This is a genomic window from Syntrophaceae bacterium (assembly GCA_013177795.1).
In the GTDB taxonomy this organism is placed as follows: domain Bacteria; phylum Desulfobacterota; class Syntrophia; order Syntrophales; family UBA2192; genus UBA2192.
In genome coordinates, this window is the sequence record JABLXY010000001.1 from 120,858 (window position 1) to 139,811 (window position 18,954).

An 18,954-nucleotide genomic window follows, 5' to 3' on the forward strand; every position below is an offset into this window, starting at 1 on the left:
CATGGCGGTGCCGAGACAGGATGCGGTGCGACTGCGGCGGGCGGCATCCCTTGCGCGTCTTGACGCCTCGCGGTACGCGGAGGGCGGGAAACCGGACAGCCTGACGGGCCTCTGGGCATCCATGGGCAGAAGGGGCCTTTTGGGCTTGAGTGTCCCGCCAGAGTTCGGGGGTGAGGGGGCCCGGTATGTAGAGATGCGTGCAGCCATGGATGCCTTCGCGCACGAAGGGGGCAGGCCCGGCCTCGCCCTGTCGTGGGCGGTGCACCTCATCGTTGCGAAGACGCTCATCGCGGGTTGCGGCACGGGCCGTCAGCGGAGGGAGATCCTGCCGGCGATGGCATCGGGGAGAAAGACAATCGCCATCGCCCTGTCGGAGCCAGGGGCGGGCAGTGACCCGAAACAAATCAGGACGCGGGCCGTCAAAAGCGGCAATCGTTACGTGCTCGACGGGGAGAAGACTTGGCTCACCAACGGGCCCCTGGCGGACATGTTCCTGGCGTTCGCCGTGACGGACCGCCGGGCGGAGAGAAAGGGCTTTACGGCCTTTCTCGTTCCTAAAGAGACCCCGGGACTGACCATCGCCGCCCTGCCGCCTCTCGGGTTTCTGGAGCCGGCGCTGCACTGTGCCGTCCGGCTCGAGCGGTGCGCCGTGCCCGCCGACGCCGTCATCGGCCGGGAGGGGAGGGCGTGGGAGGATCTCTCGAAGCCGTTCCGCGCGGCCGAGGACGTGCTCATTGCCGGCGGGGCCGTGCTCGGCGGGCTCGATCGGCTGCTGCGGCAGCGGATCGGGGAATGGCCAAACCGCCCGGGCGACGACACCGCCGCCGCAGAGCGGGTCGGCGAGGCGGCATCGCTGCTTGCGGCGGCAAGGCTTGTGGCCGTGGAAGCCGCCCTGTCGCTCGACGCCGGGGAGGGCGGCGATGCCGTTGGCCGGCGGCTCGTTTCACTCCAGCGGCTCGTCGGCTACGCGCGGGAAGCGGTGCGGGGAGCATCCGAGGCGCTCGGGTGCGGCCGCCGACGGGGCACGAGCACGTTTGGGGAAGACCTCGACAAGCTCATAGCGCTCGGGGACCCTGCGCTGAGGGCCCGCAGGCGCAAGTGGGGATATGCCTTGCTGAGCGGGAAGGAGAAGCCATGACGGATCGGAACGGAAGATTCACGGGGGTTGAGGCGGTTCGCGAAGGGTTCAGACGGGCCGGCTACATCTGCAGCACGGAGATCGCGACGACGGTGTACCTGGCCGCTCACCTCGAAAAGCCCGTCCTGGTCGAGGGGCCTGCGGGCGTGGGAAAGACGGAGCTGGCCAAGAAGGCCGCCGCGTTCATGGAGCTGCCGCTCATCCGGCTCCAGTGCTACGAGGGGCTCGACGAGTCCAAGGCGCTCTACGAGTGGAAGTACGGCAAGCAGCTGCTCTACACCCAGCTGCTGCGGGACAAGCTGGACCAGATCGTCCGGAAGGAAAGCGACCTGGGCGAGTCGATCCGGACGCTGCACCGCTACGAGGACATCTTCTTTTCCCCGCAGTTCCTCGAACCCCGCCCGCTGCTCAGGGCCCTGCAGGAAGAGCGCGGGGCCGTTCTGCTCATCGACGAGGTGGACAAGGCGGACGAGGAGTTCGAGGCCTTCCTGCTCGAGATCCTCTCGGACTTCCAGGTGTCGATCCCCGAGATCGGGACAGTGCGCTCGAGCACAAGGCCCTTCGTCTTCCTCACGAGCAACAGCACCCGGGAGCTCAGCGAGGCGCTGAAACGCCGATGCCTCCACCTCTTCATCCCGTTCCCGGAACCGGAACTCGAGAGGGAGATCGTCCGGCACCACGTGCCCGGCATCCCGGAACGGCTGGAGCGGCAGCTCGTGGCCTTCATCCACGCGGTGCGAACGCTCGAACTCAAGAAGGTCCCCTCGATCAGCGAGACGATCGACTGGGCACGTGCCCTTCTGCTCTTGCATGCGGAGGGTCTCAACCGGGACCTGGCCCGGAAGACCCTCAACACCTTTCTCAAGTTCGAGGAGGATATCCGCGCCGTCGACGAGAAGCTCTTCCTCCTCGTCGACCGGGCCGTCAAGGAAGGGGTCTGATGGACCGCGTGCTGAACCGCTTCATCGTTTCCCTGCGTGGCGCAGGGGTGCCCGTGTCGGTCTCGGAGAGCATCGACGCCGCGAAGGCCCTGGCAATCGCGGGATACGGAGACCGCCGGGTCGTCAAGAGCAGCCTCGGGGCCACGCTCGCGAAATCCGTTGCCGAGAAGGAGATTTTCGACGACTGCTTCGAGCGGTTCTTCTCTTTTCACCCGCTGCCCGCCGCCTTCGCGCAGGGGCCCGATGAGGGAGACGAGGGCCTGCCCGGCGACATGCCGGCGGTCGGGGGGATGATCCAGGAGGGCGATCTCGGCGGCATTGCGCTGGCCGTGCGGGACGCCGCCCGGTCGGCCGACCTGCAGAGCATCCGCTTTTTCACGCAGCGCGGGATGTTCACGGCCCGGATCCTTCAGGCCTTGGAACTGGATCGGCTCGACCGGTACGTCGCCGATCTCTACCGGGAGGGGAGCGCGGGCGCAGAGGCGACGGCCCGCCAGCTGGAGCAGGGCAGGGATGCCCTCATCGACATGGTCCGGCGGTATGTCGAGCAGGAGTACGAGATCTACGCCCGCGAGAGCACCGAGCGGGTCATCGAGCGTTACCTCTGGGACGTGAGGCTCACGGAACTCGAAGAGCGGCACTACGAACGGATGCATGCGCTCATCCGCAAGCTCGTCAAGCGGATGAACGACCGTTATTCCCGCCGGCGCCGGCGGGCAAAGCGGGGGGCGCTCGATTTCAAGCGGACCCTCAGGGCCAACATGCACCACGGGGGACTGCTGTTCGACACCGCATGGAAAAAGAAGCGGGTGAACCGGCCCGACGTGGTCATCCTCTGCGATGTGAGCCGCTCGATGTCCACCGTGGTCCGGTTCTGCCTGCTCATGCTCTACGGAATCAACGAGGTCGTGGCGCGGATCCGCTCCTTCGTGTTCTGCTCGAGCCTGCTCGAGGTCAGTGACATCTTCGAACGATGTCCCGTCGCCGAGGCCGTGGAGCGCCTCCGAACGGGAGAGGGCCTCGACATCCACATGGGGAGAACCGATTACGGCAGCGCGTTCTGGGATTTCACGAGACGGCACCTCGATGCGGTCACGGGCAAGACCACGGTGATCATCCTGGGCGATGCGCGCAGCAACTACGGCGACCCGGCGGAGGAGCTCCTGCGGAAAATCGCGGATCGCTGCCGGCGACTCATCTGGCTCAACCCCGAGGCGCCCTCGATGTGGGGGACGGGGGACTCGGAGATGCGACGCTACATGCGGCTCTGCGACCTCGCGATGGAGTGCAGCACGCTGCGCCACCTCGAGCAGCTCGTCCGCGTCCTCGTCAGGGTCCCCTGATCGGGGCCATCGAGGGATTCCTCTACCGCATGCCCCTTTTCCATGCTATCTTGTCCATGGCGGCGTGCAGATGCCGTTGACCTATGACGATGCGGGAAAGGACGTGAGACAGGAGTACCTCGAAGCCCGGACAATCGCCCGGCGGATCGCCCGCGAGGTCGGTGAGCCCCTGTTCTACGGTCAGCAGGCCGCCCACGTCGAGAACTCCGTCGCCCTGTTCCAGGCCGACCCACTGGTGCGGAGAGCCGTCACCGAACTCGGCGCGCGGCCCGACCGCATCGGTCACGGGCTCGGCCACGCGACCAAGGTGGCCGTGGATGCGGGCGCCATCATTCTCATCGAGCGCGGCGCGACGGACCCTGCCGGAAAGACCCGCAGGCTCGTCGCGCTGGCCCACGTGGCCGGTGTACTCCACGACATCCGAAGGGAGGAAAGGGAACACGCCCGGACGGGAGCCGAGGAGGTCCGGCGGCTCCTGCGCGATTACGATCTCCGGCGGGGCGAGCTGGAAGCGATCGCGGGGGCCATCGCAAACCACGAGGCCTTCCGGCCGCACCAGCCCATGGCCGATGCGGACGGACAGCTTCTCTCCGACGCGCTGTACGACGCAGACAAATTCCGCTGGGGACCTGACAATTTCTCCGATATGCTCTGGGACATGGTATCGAGGCGGGACGTGCCCCTGTCCGCCCTGCTCAGCCGGTTTCTCAAGGGATTGGAAGGCATTGGCAGAATCCGCGAGACGTTCCGGAGCGGCACGGGCCGCCGGTACGGGCCCGATTTCATCGACCGGGGAATGGAGATCGGCAGGCGGCTCTATGCGGAGCTGACAGCAGCGGGTGAAAGGTGAAGGGCAAAAGGCAAAAGGCAAAAGGCAAAAGGCAAAAGGCAAAAGGCAAAAGGCAAAAGGTTCGACCCTCTCACCCGATGTCTTCAAACGGACATGTTATCGGCAGAATCGGATGAAGAAAAGGCAATCACTCGAGAGAGCAAAGCACGGGGGGGCAAGAAGATGATCAAGCGTATTCTCGTGGCGTCGGACGGTTCCAGAACGTCGGGACGGGCACTCAAGGTTGCCATCGAAATGGCCAAGAAGATGGGGGCCGCACTCACCCTGGTCGGGGTGATCGACAACCGCCTCTACGTGGGCCGAACCATGCCGGCCGGGCTCACTTCGACGAGGATTGCGGAGCCCGTCGAGGACTACCTCACGCGGGTTGCAGGCGCCTATCTCGCGAAGGATGCCGGACGATGCAAACGGAGCGGCGTGAAGCCGGAACTGGTCATCCGGATGGGACATCCCGTCGAGGAGATCCTCAAGGAAGCCCGCCGCGGAAAGGCCGACCTGCTGGTGATGGGGTCACACGGCAAGAGCGGGATCGGATCGGTTCTGGGAAGTGTGGCCTTCGGGGTCCTCCAGGGCCAGTCGCGGGTGCCGGTTCTCGTCGTCCGGAAGTGAGGGCATGGGGATGAATGGAAGGAAAGCGGGAAACGCCCGGTCGACGCTCATTTACAGGGGCCCTGTCTTCACGCTGTACGAGGACGAGATCCTTCTGCCGGGCGGCCGGACGATGATACGGAGCAGGATCGAGCACCGCCCCACCATCGGCGTCGTGCCCTTCATCAGCGGGGACGAGATCGTCCTGATCCGTCAGCACCGCCATGCAGTGGGTGCATCCCTGGTCGAAATCCCAGCCGGCACCATGGACGAGGACGATGCCTCCCCGGAAGACTGCGTGCAGCGGGAACTGGCCGAGGAGACGGGGTATCGGGCCGGGAAACTGGTCAAGCTTTTCGGGGGGTACCTTGTCCCGGGGTATGCCGACGAGTTCATGCACTTTTACATGGCGTTCGATCTCACCAGGGACCCCCTGCCGCCCGATGAGGACGAAGACATTGCAACCCTGACGTGCCGGTTGCCGGATGCCCTGCGAATGATCCGCGACGGGCGGATCGTCGACAGCAAGACGGCGCTCGCCATCCTGCTGTCCGCCGATTATCTGCGTAGCGCAAAGGGCAAGCGTTGAGCGGCTTTTGATCTAGTTGCCCGCGCAGGGGGCGGCTAGCTCTTTTTGCTCGTCTTTGTCAGAAACGTGGAAACCTGCTGTTTCACATTTCGCTTCTTGCAGACGGGGCAGCTGACTTTCCCCTTGTCACGCTCTGCCATGCTCAAAACGACCGTAAAGTCCTTCTTGCAGTCCTCGCATCGATACTCATAGGTCGGCACGGCTGATTCCTCCTTTCCTCATGTTCATATGCAACATGAAAGAATATGCTTAACTCATTGTATTCATAATGTAATATTTCGTCATTCGAGAAATTTTCCGTCATTGTCCCGTTTCTATTTTACAAACACTTCTAAATCCGTCAAGCCCGATCTGAGGGTTTCGATAATCCTTCGGATGTTCAGGTAGGAAAGGGTGCGAAAAAACCCGCCGGGATTTTCTCCGGGCGGGTTTTTTTTATGCGTGGAGGACCTTCTGCGGTCTGTCTTGTCTGTTTCGTCTGTCGCGGGTTCCGTTTCCCCCGGCTCCCCGGGCCTCTAGCCCCGAGCCTTCTTCTCCCTGCCCACACGGTCCCAGGCATCCTTGTAGAGCCGGCCGATGCACAGCAGCAGCGCCAGGAAGAACAGCCCCAGCATGAACGTCGGCGGCGTCCGCAGCATCTCGTCCAGCAGGTACCCCATGTACAGCGCCAGCATCGAGGCAATCACGATCGCAAACCCCCAGGAACCGATCACGAGAATATGCGAGAAGTCGATCTGCCGAACTCTTGCCTTCACCTGCGCTGCCATGGCCCTTGCCTCCTGTCTCGCGCTCGGGACTCCGTGCCTCTTTTGCCTTGCGCCTGCTGCTTCCTGAAGACTGACGCCTGATGCCTAGTGCCTGTCTCTTACAGCAGATTCTTGATCGCCTCGGCCACCGGGTCGTGAAGAGCGCCACCAGCGCCGCGTACATCGCAAAGCTGCCCACCGCCTCGCTGAGGTAGAGCTTCTCGTACTTCTGCTTGAGCGATACGATCGTCATGCCGCCCACGATCAGGGCCCCCAGGTGGAAGTAGGGGAAGTTGCCCGCCCCGGCTGCCGCGTACTCGGCGAAGGCAATCCGGCGGTGATCAGAACGACGACGGCGGAAAGAATCAGGGTGGAAAGCGTCTTTTTCATGGTCAGGTCCTCCTCGGTGTTTTTGTTTTGTTGCCCGATACCATAGAAAGGAGCGTGCCAGGATGGGGAGGGGAAGGCAGATAGTTTGCAAGTGCATGGATTCACGAAAGAAATGACTATGCGCAGGCGATGGCGGCGAGGCCTGCAGGGCGCCTCGGGAGGCCCTCTTTTGAACGGAACGTTCAACGCGGGATGAACGAAACATCAAAAAGGCATCGGGCACGAAGAGGAATAGGCGCAGAGGACACGCAGCAGGCATCGGGCATGAGGAGACGACGAACAATGCGGGCAGAACGGGCTCCGGCCTGGAGGAGAGAGAACCGCTGCAGCCGGTTTTCCATGCGTCATGGAGAGGAAGTCTGTGGTATAAGGAACTATGAAGATCCGGGGAAAGAGAGGGCTGCAGATGAGGACAATCCTGATCGGGACCTTATTGACATTGTGCCTGCTGTGCGCCGGACCGCAGGGGCCCGTGCAGGCGCAGGAGAGGAAACAGCCCGATACGGGCGGGGGACACGTGGCCGCACTCGACAGGGGAACCTTCGTTGAAGTGCGCGACCGCGGTCCCGGCAGGCACAGCGTGATCCTCTACGAGGTGATCAAGGGGAAGATCCAGGTCGTCGATGCCGTGTCGGTCAGCAGCGATTTCACGAAGGACCCTCCCGTGATCCGATACACGCGGATCAAAGAGATCAAGGAATATTGACAGGGGGCCAGCCGGCGCCGCCTGCCTGCGTGTTTTGCCGACCGGGATCCGTCACAGGGCGCCGCTAGCTTCGGGGCCAGACTTTCTTGAAGGAAGCCTTCGGGAAGAAACAGTGCGGGCATTCCTCGGGGGGCTCCGGGCCGTAGTGGGTATGCCCGCATATCCGGCAGCGCCAGGCGACGGTGTCTTTCTCGAGATGCACGTCGTGCTGCGCCAGCAGCGGGAAGTCCTCGATGGGCGGCATGACGGGCCTGTAGCCTTCGAGCATCCAGCGGGAAACGACCACACGCTGGATCTCGCTCGTGCCTTCATAGATCATCGGCAGGCGCATGTCGCGCAGCAGCTTCTCGACGGGGAAGAAGCGCGTGTAGCCGTAACCCCCGAAAATCTGCAGGGCCTCGCTCACCACCTCGAAGGCGGCCTCGGTGGCGTAAAACTTGGCGATCGAGGCCGAGATGGTCGGGTCCATCCCCGCATCGCTCTCCCATGCTGCTTTCCAGGTCAGCAGGCGGGCCGTTTCCACCTTCTGGTACATCTCGGCGATCTTGAAGTCGATGGCCTGGAAGTCCGCCAGCCGGGCGCCGAAGGCGCGTCGCTTCTTCGCATAGTCGATGGCCAGCTCCATGGCCGTCCGCGCGGCCCCGACGCCGAAGGAGCCGATGATCGGGCGCGTGCGGGCAAAGGTGGTCATGGCCATGACGAACCCCTCGCCCGGCTGCGCCAGGATATTTTCCGCCGGCACCCGGACGTTGACCAGGTGAACGCCCGCCGTGTTGGAGCTGCGCTGGCCCAGTTTCGGGATCGTCCGGCCGACCGTGACGCCGGCCTGGCCCCTCTCGACGAGGAAGGCCGCGATCCCCTTGTGGCCGAGCGAGGCGTCGACGGTCGCGAAGATGGAGAAGTAGTCGGCCACCCCCGAGTTGGTGATCCAGTACTTCGTGCCGTTGAGGATGTAATCGTCGCCGGATTTCTCCGCCTTGCAGCGCATGCCCGCCACGTCCGAGCCCGCCAGCGGCTCCGATGTGGCGAAGCAGATGAGCTTGAATTCCCTGGCCAGGATGGGGAGGATTCTTTCCCGGAGCTTTCCGTTTCTCGTCAGCATCAGGGGCTCGGTGCCCAGCGAGTTGTCGAAGATCGAAGTGGCCAGCCCCGCGCAGGCCGCCGAGATTTCCTCGACAACCAGGGCGCTCTCCAGCAGCCCCCGGCCCCGGCCGCCGTACTTCTCGGGGATGGTGAGGTTCATGATCCCTTCCTCCCAGGCTCTTCTCAGAATGTAGAGGGGCAGCTCGTCCTTTTCGTCGTAATGCCAGGCGATGGGAAGAACCTCGTCCAGGGCGAAGCGGCGGGCCTTGTCCCGCAGTTCGATCTGTTCCGGGGTGAGTGCGAAATTGAGCATCGGCGGCCTCCTTTGCGGGTCGTGCGGGGGTGATCGGTGACGGACACATCCAGGCGGCGATGCACCTTTATAGAACGAAACGGCTCCGGCTGGCAAGGCGTTCTTGATCCGCCCCGATCGGCGGGTTTTTCATTTCACGGATTTCTGCTATAGTGTGACGAATTTCGAAGGAGGGTTCGACCCATGACAATCGCCATGTACATCCTGATCGGGATCATCATCGTTGCCGCCATCTACTTTCTCGTCCGGGGGAAAAAGTCCTAGAGAGCAGACGGACCCGGCCCGCTGCGTCTGAGGGTCCGCCGGATGCGCAAGACTGCCGCACCGTTTTTCTGCTCGCGCAGACGGGCGCGGGGGAGAGGATTGACAGCCCGTCTTCGTTTTCACAGTGTGAAACACCCGCGCAGTCCCGCGCGGGGTGGGGATGCGGGCAGGCACGGACGGAGCGCAGTCCGCCTTTGCCGGAGAGGACTGACGCCCGCGGGTTCGGTCTCATCGCCGATGTCTGGATTCAAAGGAGGGGAGGGACAGCCATGAAGAGACGACGGGCCTGCCTGTGGGCCTTCCTGATCGGGTTCGTTCTGTTCCTTCTGGTCCCGTCTTCCGCAGATGCGGAGCGCTACAGGGTGAGACCCGGCGACAGCCTGTACCGGATCGCAAAAAAATTCCGCGTCAGCATGGACTCCATCCGGAGCGCCAACGGTCTCGAGGGTGACGCCCTCAAGGTCGGCCAGGTCCTTGTGATCCCCGACGGCAGATCGGCGAAAAGGGCGGCTGAAAAGCCCTCGAAAGACAGGAGCTCCCCTTTAGACCCGGAGGTGTACGTCGTGCAGCGGGGGGACACGCTTGCCGGGGTGGCCGCGAAGACCGGTGTCCCGGCATCCGAGATACGCAAGATGAACGGGCTTCGTTCCTCGAAGCTGAAGACGGGGCAGCGGCTCGTGCTGAAAGAGTCCGTCATCGATCCCGCCGAGGTTGATGATCTCGAAGAAGCGGGGTCCATCGAGGCCGATGAGCTGGCTGCGCGGGATGAGGCCGTGGAGCCGGGGGAGGGCTTTCCCCTGCCTGCACCGAACCGTTGGAGGGGTCTTGCGGAGCCTGATCTCTTCGTCAGGATGGTGAAGTCCTTCGAGGGCGTGCCGTACAAGCTCGGCGGCAACTCGATGCGGGGCATCGACTGCTCGGCCTTCACCCGAAAGATCTACGGCGTCTTCGGCATCGATCTGCCGAGAACGGCACGGGAGCAGCTCCGCTGCGGCAAGCGGATCGAGCGAGGCGATCTCGACACGGGGGATCTTGTTTTCTTCCGAACCCGAAAGAACCGGATCCACGTGGGGATTTTTCTCGGCGGCGGCGAATTCTTCCACCTCTCGTCGAGAAACCGCGGGGGCAAGGTCGATGACATCGACTCGGCCTATTTCAGCAGCCGGTTCATCGGCGGCGTCCGGCTGATCGAGGCGGATGCGTCCGCAAAGGCGAAAACACCGAAAGCCCCGGGCATGCCCGCTGCGGTCCCCGGGCCGGCCATGACCCCCTCGGCGGAGGCGGCGCACCCGCCAGGGGGATGAACACGTTCCGGAGGGGAAGAGGGTGAGAAGGTGAGAAGGTGAGAAGGTCGGGGAATCGGAGAGGGAATGAACAGCAGGCCTGGCCAATGTTCTGATCCCCTTACCTTCTTACATTCACGTGCTTTCAAGACGTCAGGCGCAAGGTTCGAGATCAACCGTTCAACGTCCTCTCGGCCGACCGGTCACTGTTCCCGGAACAGCATCCTGAGCTCGTACACTCCCGCCCCGACGCGCTTTTCCATGTCGAAGCCCATCTTTTCGAAGACGTGAAGCATGGGGCGGTTCTCGAGAAGGACCTCCGCCGTGAATCCCAGGAGTCCCCGCCTTCTGGCCAGGTAGGTCAAATAGCCGAGCAGCTCCTGGCCGATGCCCTGGTTCTGGTGGCTGTCGCTGACCGCGAAGGCAACCTCCGCCATGTGGCTGTCCTGCTCGATCTCGTACTGGCCGAGCCCGACGATCTCCTCCTTTTCCTCCTCGCCCATCACGGCCAGGATCTCCATCTTCTTCGTGTAGTCGATGACGACGAAGTCCTGGAGACGCTCGTGGGGCATGTCCTGGCGGTAGGAGATGAAGCGCCGGTACATGCTGTTGTCCGACAGGGAGTAGAAAAAATCCTTGAGACGGTGCTCGTCGCTGATCTTCACGGGCCGGAACAGCAGGTTCAGCCCCGCTTTCGTGGTGCGATAGCACTCGAGCTCCTCGGGGTAGATCCCCGCCTCGCCGGGAATAAAGGCCTGGTCCTTGTAGATGAGACCGTTCTTCCGTGCTTCCTCGATGAGCCAGGGCCTGAATTTGGGGTGGGCGATGGCGATGAGTTCCATGGCCCGCTCGCGGACGTTCTTGCCCGGCAGGTAGGCGATGCCCCACTCGGTGACCACGTACTGAACGTCCCCCCGGAGCAGCGTCGCCCCGGCCCCCTCCTTCAGAAAGGGGACGATCCGCGAAACGACGTCGCAGGCCGCCGTGGACTGGATCGTGAGGATCGTCTTGCCGTTGCGGGCCAGGGCGGCCCCCCGCATGAAGTCCGCCTGCCCCCCGACACCGCTGTAGAAGGTCTTGCCGATCGACTCGGCCGTCGCCTGGCCCGTGAGATCGATCTCCAGGGCGCTGTTGATGGCGACCATGTTGTCCTGCCGCGCGATGAGCAGGGGGTTGTTCGTGTAGTCGATGGACCGGAAGTCGATGGCGGGGTTGTCGTGCAGGAATTCGTAGGTGGACCGCCTTCCCATGCAGAACGTGGCGACGGTCTTTCCCCGGTTGACGGTCTTGCGGGAGTTGTCGACGACGCCCTGCTTCATCAACTCGACGATGCCGTCGCTGATGAGTTCCGTGTGGATGCCCAGGTGCTTCTTGCCGTGCAGGTTTGCGAGAACGGCGTTGGGGATCGTCCCGTAGCCGACCTGGATCGTGTCGCCGTCCCCGATGAGGCGGGCCACGTAGTTTCCGATCCGCTGGGCGATTTCCGTGTCGGCCGCGGGATAGTACTCGAGCAGCGGCTCGTCGTAGGGGACGAGGAAATCGATGTCGTCGACGTGGATGAAGGTGTCGCCGTGGACCCGCGGCATGTACCGGTTGACCTGTGCGACGACCACCCGGGCCGTCTCGGCGGCGGCCTTGACAATGTCCACGCTGACCCCCACGCTGAGGTAGCCGTGTTCGTCGGGCAGCGAGGTCTGCAGCAGCGCCACGTCCACCTGCTCGAGGCCGCGGCGGAAGAGGCCCGGCACCTGGGAGAGGTTGACCGGCGTGTAATCCGCCAGCCCCTTGTTGACAGCCCCGCGGGTGCTGTCGCCGATGAAGAAGGAATTGTGCCGGAAGTTGGACTTGAACTTCTCGTCGGCGTAGGGGGCCACGCCGAGGGTCCGGATGTGCAGGACTTCGGCGTCGAAGAAGGCCTTCGGGTTCTCCTTGACGTAGCGGATCATGGCATGGACCAGATGCTGGGGCTCGGCGCAGGCCGAGGCGATGAAAATCGTGTCGCCCCGGTGAATGTTGCTGAAAATTTCTTTCTCCGCAGCGAACTTGCGGGGGTAACGCTGCCTCCAGAGGTCAAGGGAGTTTCGATTCTCACTCATGACGGGCTTCCCTTTCCTTGCGGTGTGATGTCGTCACCAAGGTAAAGGGAGGCGCAAAGGCTGTCAAGAAAGGAAATGGGAACGTTCTTCCCGGCCCCCTTTTTTGCCTTGATTCCTGGAAGGGTAACATGTATAAAGCATCCGTTTTATGGGCCCCGCAGGTGTGCTCATAGGGCGAAGAGAGAGCACTCATTCTCGGGTGACAGAGGACAGAGAGGAGGAAACATGGAATTCAAGCCGCGCGCCAAGCGTTCCCTGACCGCGATCATCGAGGATCAGGCCAAGAAGTGGGAACTGAACGAGAAGAAGAAGTTCAAGCAGACGATTCGGCCCGTGATCGCCATCTCGCGGCTGCCCGGCAGCGGCGGATGGTTCCTGGCACAGAGGGTGGCTCAGGACCTCAAGATGGACTACTGGGACCGCCAGATCATCGACGAGGTGGCCAAGAGCGCCAAGGTCAGCAAGCGGCTGATCCAGTCGCTGGACGAGCAGGACAGGAGCATGCTCGACGACTGGATCGAGTCCTTGGGCGAGCGCCACGTGTGGCCCTACGAGTTCCTGGAGCACCTGACGAAGGTGATCGGGGCCATCGGTGCCCACGGCAACGCGGTCATTGTGGGCCGCGGCGCCGGTTTCATCCTCCCCCCCGAAGCCTGCCTCAGGGTCTTTGTCATCGCCCCGCTCGACGTGCGGGTGAACAACGTGGCGACCTTCTTCAAGGTCTCGAAGGAGGAGGCCAAGCAGCGGATCCTCACGGTGGAGGCGGAGCGGGTCGCCTTTGCGCGGAAATACTTCAACCTTGACCTTCTGGATCCCAGCCACTACGACCTGGTCATCAACACGCAGTATTTCAACCTCGACGAGGCCTCGAAGATCGTCATCGCGGCATACCAGTCCAAGGATTGGCAGGATTTCTCTGCAAAGAAGGTCATCAAATAAGGCGTAAGGTGCAAGGCTCAGGGCAAAAGCGAACGGAAAAGGCATGGACGGCCTGGCCGTGATCGAGATCGGTGAATGAAAAAGAAAAACCCCGCCGGGAGGCGGGGTTTTTCTTGTTTGATCGTTGGGATCCGTGAGTGCCTAGAAGTTCTTGAAGTCCTTGTCATCCAGGGGGATGACCGCCTCCGGCCGCACGCTGTCGGCCTTGGCGCCGGCCTTTTTCCCGAACCCCTTGAAGGACAGGACTTTCTTCAGCCCCGCCTGCGGAGGGGCCGATGCGGCCGATGTCTCCGACTTGGTCTCGACCTGTCCGCCCACGAGCATCATGAGCTCCGCCGCGATGTCCTTCATCTGCTCGGCCTGGGCGTTCATCTCCTCCGAGGCCGAGGCCGACTCCTCGGCGTTGGCCGCCGTCTGCTGCGTCACCTTGTCCATCTCCGCCACGGCCTTGTTGATCTGGTCGATCCCCTGGGCCTGCTCGTGGGAAGCCGCCGCAATCTCCGCCACCAGGTCCGCCACCTTCGCGGCGCTCTTCGAGACCTCCGCGAAGGCGGCGTTGGTCCGCTCCACCAGCTCCGAGCCCTCCCTGACCTTCTTGACCGTCCCCTCGATGAGCACCGAGGTGCTCTTGGCCGCCTCGGCCGCCCGCATCGCCAGGTTGCGGACCTCGTTGGCCACCACGGCAAACCCCGCGCCCGCCTCGCCCGCCCGGGCCGCCTCCACCGCCGCGTTGAGCGCCAGCAGGTTGGTCTGGAACGCAATCTCGTCGATCGTCTTGATGATCTTCGAGGTCTCGTCGCTGGCCCTCGAGATGTCCTCCATCGACTGGGTGAGCTCCGTCATCGAGCCGTTGGCCCGCTCGACCATCCCCTTGGCCTCCTTCATGAGCTTGTCGGCCGTCGAGGCGTTGTCGGCGTTCTGCTTGGTCATCGACGACATCTCCTCGAGCGACGAGGAGGTCTCCTCGATCGAGGCGGCCTGCTCCGAGGCGCCCTCCGCCAGCGACTGGCTCGCCGAGGAGACCTGGCCCGAGGCCGAGGCGACCTGGTCCGCGGCGTCGTTGAGATGCTTGACCGAGCGGGTCACAGGGACCGTGATGCTGCGGGCGAAGAACGTCACGGCCACAACAGTCAGGCCGAGGAAAATGGCGCCGATCAGAAGGATGACGTTGCGGATCATGTGGGCCGAGGAGAGGAACTCCGCCTCGTTCTGGGTGAAGGCGATGCTCCAGTTGGTGTTTTCCACCGGGGCAAAGCCGGATATTTTTCTGACGCCCTGGTGGGAATAGCTCTCAACACCCTCCTGCCGGGCGAGGATCTTGCCCGTGATTTCCTTCATGCCCTCCTGCGCCGTGATGTTGAGTTCCAGGATATATTCCTTCTTCGGGTGGGAGACGACGAGGCCGGACTTGTCGACCATCCAGGGGAATCCCGTCTCTCCGACCTTCACGGACTGGATCTTCGTCGACAGGAAATCAATGTTGAGGATCGTTCCCGCTATGCCGACAAACTCGCCCCCCTTGCCGTACACCGGCGCGCTGACGACGGCGACGGGCTTGCCGGAAGCCCGGGATTTGATCGCCGAACCTACGAACACCTTGCCCGCCTTTGCTTCCTTGAAGTAGTCGCGGTCGCCGACGGCGATGCCCTTCGTCTTGCCGTTGCTGCCATCGGCAATGATGGTCCCGCTGGCATCCGTCACGAAAATGCTCTCGTAATCCGTCCCTGTCTGTTTGATGATTTTCGCCAGTTCCGCGGAAGCCCGTTCGATCTCGGAGGATGCGCGTTCCACGCCTTCTTTCGATGTTTTGGATGCCGCGTCGACGATGTGGGGCTGGACGGATATCGCCGACGTGAGTTTCATCTCTTCCTTGATGGCGATCTCCACCATGTCCGACATGTTCTTCGCAATCTGCAGGGCTTGGCCCCTGGCCATGTCCTCCAGGGCCCCCGTGGCCTTGTAGAGGGCGAAGCCGCCGATGACCGCGATCGGGACGAGAACCAGCATGATCCCGCCGAAGGTCAACTTGAAACCGAGCGTCCTCTTCTTCATCTGATGCTACCTCCCCGTGGCAAAGAAAGAATGAAACGCGAAAGAAACCGTTTGTGCAACAGCGTCAATGAACCGTGAACTGGAACGTCCCGAGCACCCTGTCGATGTCGAGGAGGATCTTGACCCCCCCGTCAGTCTTGGCCATCCCGAGGATGAAGTCCGTGTTGAGCTTCACCCCGAAGGCGGGGGTGTTCTCGATGTCGGTTGCGCGGATGTTGAGCACCTCCGAAACGGAGTCCACGACGATCCCCATGGGCACCGCACCCGCATCGCCGAGAATCTCCACGACGATGATGCAGGTGCGCTCCGTGTACGCCGCGGCGTCGAGGCCGAAACGCAGCCGAAGGTCGATGACGGGAATGACCTTCCCGCGCAGGTTGATGACACCCTTGACGAAATCGGGCGTCCGGGGCACCGGGGTGATGTTCATCATCCCGATGATCTCCTTGACCTTCAGGATCCCGATGCCGTATTCCTCGCTGGCCAGAGAAAAGGTCAGGTACTTCCCTTCTTTCGTCTCCACGGTCCGTGCGCGATCGAGTGATACCGTTGCCTGCAGATCCATTGCATGCCTCCCGAACGTGAAGTTTCCCGTCGCCCCGGGCATGGATCGCATCGGGTTGAACGGGCCGGATCGTGGTGTGCCGCCGGCGAGCGCCGCCGTTGCGGCAGGCCCCGATCCATGAACACTATCGTCCCCGTTTCGGAAGAATTTAATGCTTTTTTCTTAGATCGAAGAAGACAAGCAAAGCGCGTACCAGATCGCCGTCCGGAAGTTTTCCTTGACCGGTCGAGCGATTTCCCCTAAGATCCCTGCCTCGTAAAGACTGCATCCACACGTCTGTGAAGGGAGAAGGACATGAAGATCATCCTCTTGGGGGCGCCCGGTGCGGGGAAGGGCACCGTGGCCAAACTGCTGACCGATTATGACGGCTCCGTCCAGATCTCCACGGGTGACATCCTGCGGGCCGCCGTCCGTGAGGGGACCGACCTGGGGAAAGAGGCCAAGGCATACATGGACCGGGGGGACCTGGTGCCCGATTCGCTGATCATGAAAATCATGGAGGTCCGACTGCAGGAGCCGGACTGCGCCAGGGGGTTCATCCTGGACGGCTTTCCCAGGACCATCGCCCAGGCCGAGGCGCTCAAGGCGCTGCTGAAGAAGCTCAACCAGACGCTTGACATGGTGGTCAACCTCGAGGTGCCGCGCGAGGTGATCCTCGACCGCCTCACCACGCGACGGACCTGCTCGAACCCCGCATGCCAGGAGATCTACAACGTGAAGAGCATGCCCCCGAATCCGGACGGGACATGCAAGAAGTGCGGCAGCAAGGTCGTCCAGCGTGACGACGAGACGGAGCAGGCGATTCTCTTCCGTCTCGAGACCTACAACCAGAAGACGGCGCCCCTCATCGGTTTCTACGAAAAGGAGGGGCTGCTGAGGAACTTCACATCGCTCTCGAGTGCCGACACGGTCGAGGCGGTGAAGAAGGCGTTGAAAAAAGGCTAAAGGCGAAAAGCGAAAAGCGAAAGGCGAGATCCCCCTCTTGCCCCCTTTGAAAAGGAGGATGAAAGGGGGATTTTTTTATGGTGCTTTCGTGCCTGGTCTGGGTACAATGCGCTGTCGTTGAGGGGGATGGACGTTGACGATCGACTACGAGAGGGAGCTGAACCGGGAGCAATACAGGGTCGTCGCGGCCGACGGAGGGCCCATGCTCGTCATCGCCGGCGCGGGGAGCGGCAAGACGCGGACGCTCACGTACCGGGTGGCCCGGCTGCTGGAGACGGGCACACCGCCGGAACGGATTCTCCTGGCCACCTTCACGAACAAGGCCGCCCGGGAAATGCTTGGCCGCGTGGAACTTCTCACGGGGGTGGACATCCGGAGGCTCTGGGGGGGGACCTTCCACCACATCGCCAACCGGGTGCTGCGGCGGCACGGCGAGAGGCTGGGGTACGGCCGCAACTACTCCATCATGGACAAGGACGACACGAAGTCGCTCCTCAACGCCTGCATTGCCGAGGCCGGCATCGAGACGAAAGGGGGGCGTTTCCCGAAGGGGGACGTCCTGGGCGAGATCATCGGCTTTTCCGTCAACACCCTGACCCCGCTGGACGAGGTCATTGGGCGGAAATTCCCCCACTTCGGCGGCCTCGCCGGTGACATCCACGACATCGCAGCAGCTTACGCCCGGCGGAAGAAATCGCTCAACCTCATGGATTTCGACGATCTGCTGGCGAACTGGCTCACCCTGCTTCGACACGAGACGGACATTCTCAGGGAATACGCGGGGCGTTTTGAGCACGTGCTGGTCGACGAGTACCAGGACACCAACAGCCTGCAGGCCGCCATCCTCGATCTGCTGGGCTCCGGGCACCGCAATCTCATGGTCGTGGGCGACGACCACCAGAGCATCTACTCCTTCCGGGGGGCGAACTTCGAAAACATCCTTCGCTTCCCTGACCGGTACCCCGATGCGAAGCTCTTCAAGCTCGAGATGAACTACCGCAGCACGCCGCAAATCCTGGATCTTGCAAACCGGACCATTGCCCGGAACCGCGACCAGTTCCCCAAGGAGCTGAGGGCGGTGCGCAAGGGAGGGTTCAAGCCCGTCTACATCCCCGTGCGCAACGTCGCCCTGCAGGCGGCCTTCGTGGCCCGGCGGATCATGGACCTCGTGATGGAGGGGATCCCAATCCGCGAAATCGCGGTCCTGTACCGTGCCCACTACCACTCCATGGAGCTCCAGATGGAGCTCACGAAGCGCGGCATCCCCTTCGAGATCCGCTCCGGGATCCGCTTTTTCGAGATGGCCCACGTGAAAGACATCACGGCCTACCTCCGGGTGCTCGTCAATCCGTCGGACGAGGCGGCATGGAAGCGTGTTCTCGGGCTCTGCGAGAAGGTGGGCCGGGTGACGGCGGACCGGGTCTGGAAGGCCCTGTCGGCCGAGAAGGATCCCCTGGCCGCGATGGGGAATCCGGCGTGGGTCAAGAGAGTCGGAAAGTCCGCCGCACCGGGGCTCCTGAGGCTGGGCGAGACGATCAGCCTGCTTCGCGACAGGATTGCCGAGCAGGCGCCGGCCGATCTCATCCACCTGCTGCTCAACCGCGGGTACCGGGAAGACCTGCGGGAGAGATACACGGACAGCTTTTCCCGTGAAGAGGACCTGGTCCAGCTGGCCAACTTTTCCAGCCGCTTCTCGAGCCTGACGGACTTTCTCGCGGAACTCGCCCTGCTGACGAACACGGCGGAAAGCGAGGCGACCGCGGGGGACGAGGAACGGGACAAGGTGATCCTCAGTTCCATCCACCAGGCCAAAGGTCTGGAGTGGTCCGTCGTGTTCATCATTTGGTGCGCCGAGGGGATGATCCCCCTGGCCCGGGCCCTGGAGGAACCGGGAGGGGAAGAGGAGGAGAGACGGCTGTTCTACGTGGCGACGACGCGCGCGAAGGACCAGCTCTACCTGTGCCACCCGCTCATCGATTACTCGAGGGGGATGGGCATGGTGCCGCTTCGCCCGTCGCGGTTCATCGAGGAACTCGAGGAGGACGTCTTCCACCCGACGGAGCTGCCTTACGAGCAGTGGATCATCGATGAAGACTGATCGCGGACCAGCAAAAGAAATCCCC

The 18,954-nt window shown here is 63.0% G+C and carries 17 protein-coding genes; 11 read left to right on the forward strand and 6 right to left on the reverse strand.

The genetic code is table 11. The features are described from left to right. Position 1: 1 nt before the first annotated feature. The 6 genes from HPY67_00525 (at position 2) to HPY67_00550 (ending at position 5,449) form a co-directional block, all read left to right on the forward strand. On the forward strand, positions 2-1,138 hold the full coding sequence (locus HPY67_00525) for a hypothetical protein (GenBank protein NPV03208.1): 1,137 nt from the start codon (positions 2-4) through the stop codon (positions 1,136-1,138). Further along, complete coding sequence (locus HPY67_00530; protein NPV03209.1) at positions 1,135-2,079, forward strand: MoxR family ATPase; 945 nt, start codon at positions 1,135-1,137, stop codon at positions 2,077-2,079. Before HPY67_00525 ends, HPY67_00530 begins: the two co-directional genes overlap by 4 nt. Beyond that, on the forward strand, positions 2,079-3,422 hold the full coding sequence (locus HPY67_00535) for a VWA domain-containing protein (protein NPV03210.1): 1,344 nt from the start codon (positions 2,079-2,081) through the stop codon (positions 3,420-3,422). The genes HPY67_00530 and HPY67_00535 overlap by 1 nt, the downstream gene beginning before the upstream one ends. A 70-nt stretch (positions 3,423-3,492) precedes the next feature. Next, positions 3,493-4,272, forward strand: a complete 780-nt coding sequence (locus tag HPY67_00540) for a hypothetical protein (protein ID NPV03211.1) — start codon at positions 3,493-3,495, stop codon at positions 4,270-4,272. Positions 4,273-4,434: 162 nt separating this feature from the next. Beyond that, positions 4,435-4,881: a universal stress protein gene (locus tag HPY67_00545; protein NPV03212.1), complete on the forward strand. Its 447-nt coding sequence runs from the start codon at positions 4,435-4,437 to the stop codon at positions 4,879-4,881. A 10-nt stretch (positions 4,882-4,891) separates the two neighbouring features. Continuing rightward, positions 4,892-5,449 carry an NUDIX hydrolase gene (locus tag HPY67_00550; protein ID NPV03213.1) on the forward strand — a complete coding sequence of 186 codons (558 nt, stop codon included), beginning with the start codon at positions 4,892-4,894 and terminating at the stop codon, positions 5,447-5,449. Positions 5,450-5,484: 35 nt separating this feature from the next. Here HPY67_00550 and HPY67_00555 read toward each other — a convergent pair whose 3' ends face one another. Further along, positions 5,485-5,649: a zinc ribbon domain-containing protein gene (locus HPY67_00555; protein NPV03214.1), complete on the reverse strand. Its 165-nt coding sequence runs from the start codon at positions 5,647-5,649 to the stop codon at positions 5,485-5,487. Positions 5,650-5,964: 315 nt separating this feature from the next. Beyond that, positions 5,965-6,216 (reverse strand): hypothetical protein, encoded by a 252-nt coding sequence (locus HPY67_00560; GenBank protein NPV03215.1) that lies wholly within the window; start codon positions 6,214-6,216, stop codon positions 5,965-5,967. Positions 6,217-6,991: 775 nt separating this feature from the next. On the opposite strand from HPY67_00560, the gene HPY67_00565 reads away from it, so the two are divergent. Then, entirely contained in the window at positions 6,992-7,291 is a 300-nt protein-coding gene (locus HPY67_00565; GenBank protein ID NPV03216.1) for a hypothetical protein, read from the forward strand. A gap of 64 nt (positions 7,292-7,355) precedes the next feature. Here HPY67_00565 and HPY67_00570 read toward each other — a convergent pair whose 3' ends face one another. Next, positions 7,356-8,687 (reverse strand): acyl-CoA dehydrogenase, encoded by a 1,332-nt coding sequence (locus HPY67_00570; GenBank protein ID NPV03217.1) that lies wholly within the window; start codon positions 8,685-8,687, stop codon positions 7,356-7,358. Between the two features lie 533 nt (positions 8,688-9,220). Here HPY67_00570 and HPY67_00575 point away from each other — a divergent pair. Further along, a complete protein-coding gene (locus HPY67_00575) occupies positions 9,221-10,255 on the forward strand; it encodes a LysM peptidoglycan-binding domain-containing protein (GenBank protein ID NPV03218.1) in 1,035 nt (344 codons plus the stop codon). Positions 10,256-10,437: 182 nt separating this feature from the next. Here the strand turns inward: HPY67_00575 and HPY67_00580 are convergent, their stop codons facing one another. Further along, positions 10,438-12,330 carry a GNAT family N-acetyltransferase gene (locus HPY67_00580; GenBank protein NPV03219.1) on the reverse strand — a complete coding sequence of 631 codons (1,893 nt, stop codon included), beginning with the start codon at positions 12,328-12,330 and terminating at the stop codon, positions 10,438-10,440. A gap of 225 nt (positions 12,331-12,555) precedes the next feature. Here HPY67_00580 and HPY67_00585 point away from each other — a divergent pair, with 225 nt between their 5' ends. Next, positions 12,556-13,269 (forward strand): cytidylate kinase-like family protein, encoded by a 714-nt coding sequence (locus HPY67_00585; protein NPV03220.1) that lies wholly within the window; start codon positions 12,556-12,558, stop codon positions 13,267-13,269. A gap of 141 nt (positions 13,270-13,410) precedes the next feature. Here HPY67_00585 and HPY67_00590 read toward each other — a convergent pair whose 3' ends face one another. Continuing rightward, a complete protein-coding gene (locus tag HPY67_00590; protein ID NPV03221.1) occupies positions 13,411-15,321 on the reverse strand; it encodes a methyl-accepting chemotaxis protein in 1,911 nt (636 codons plus the stop codon). A gap of 64 nt (positions 15,322-15,385) precedes the next feature. Next, the gene (locus HPY67_00595) at positions 15,386-15,886 is read right to left on the reverse strand and encodes a purine-binding chemotaxis protein CheW (protein ID NPV03222.1); all 501 of its coding nucleotides are present in this window, start codon (positions 15,884-15,886) and stop codon (positions 15,386-15,388) included. Positions 15,887-16,180: 294 nt separating this feature from the next. Between HPY67_00595 and HPY67_00600 the strand changes: the two genes are divergently transcribed. Then, a complete protein-coding gene (locus HPY67_00600) occupies positions 16,181-16,831 on the forward strand; it encodes an adenylate kinase (GenBank protein ID NPV03223.1) in 651 nt (216 codons plus the stop codon). A 202-nt stretch (positions 16,832-17,033) separates the two neighbouring features. Then, positions 17,034-18,929, forward strand: a complete 1,896-nt coding sequence (locus tag HPY67_00605) for an ATP-dependent helicase (GenBank protein ID NPV03224.1) — start codon at positions 17,034-17,036, stop codon at positions 18,927-18,929. Positions 18,930-18,954: the final 25 nt, after the last annotated feature.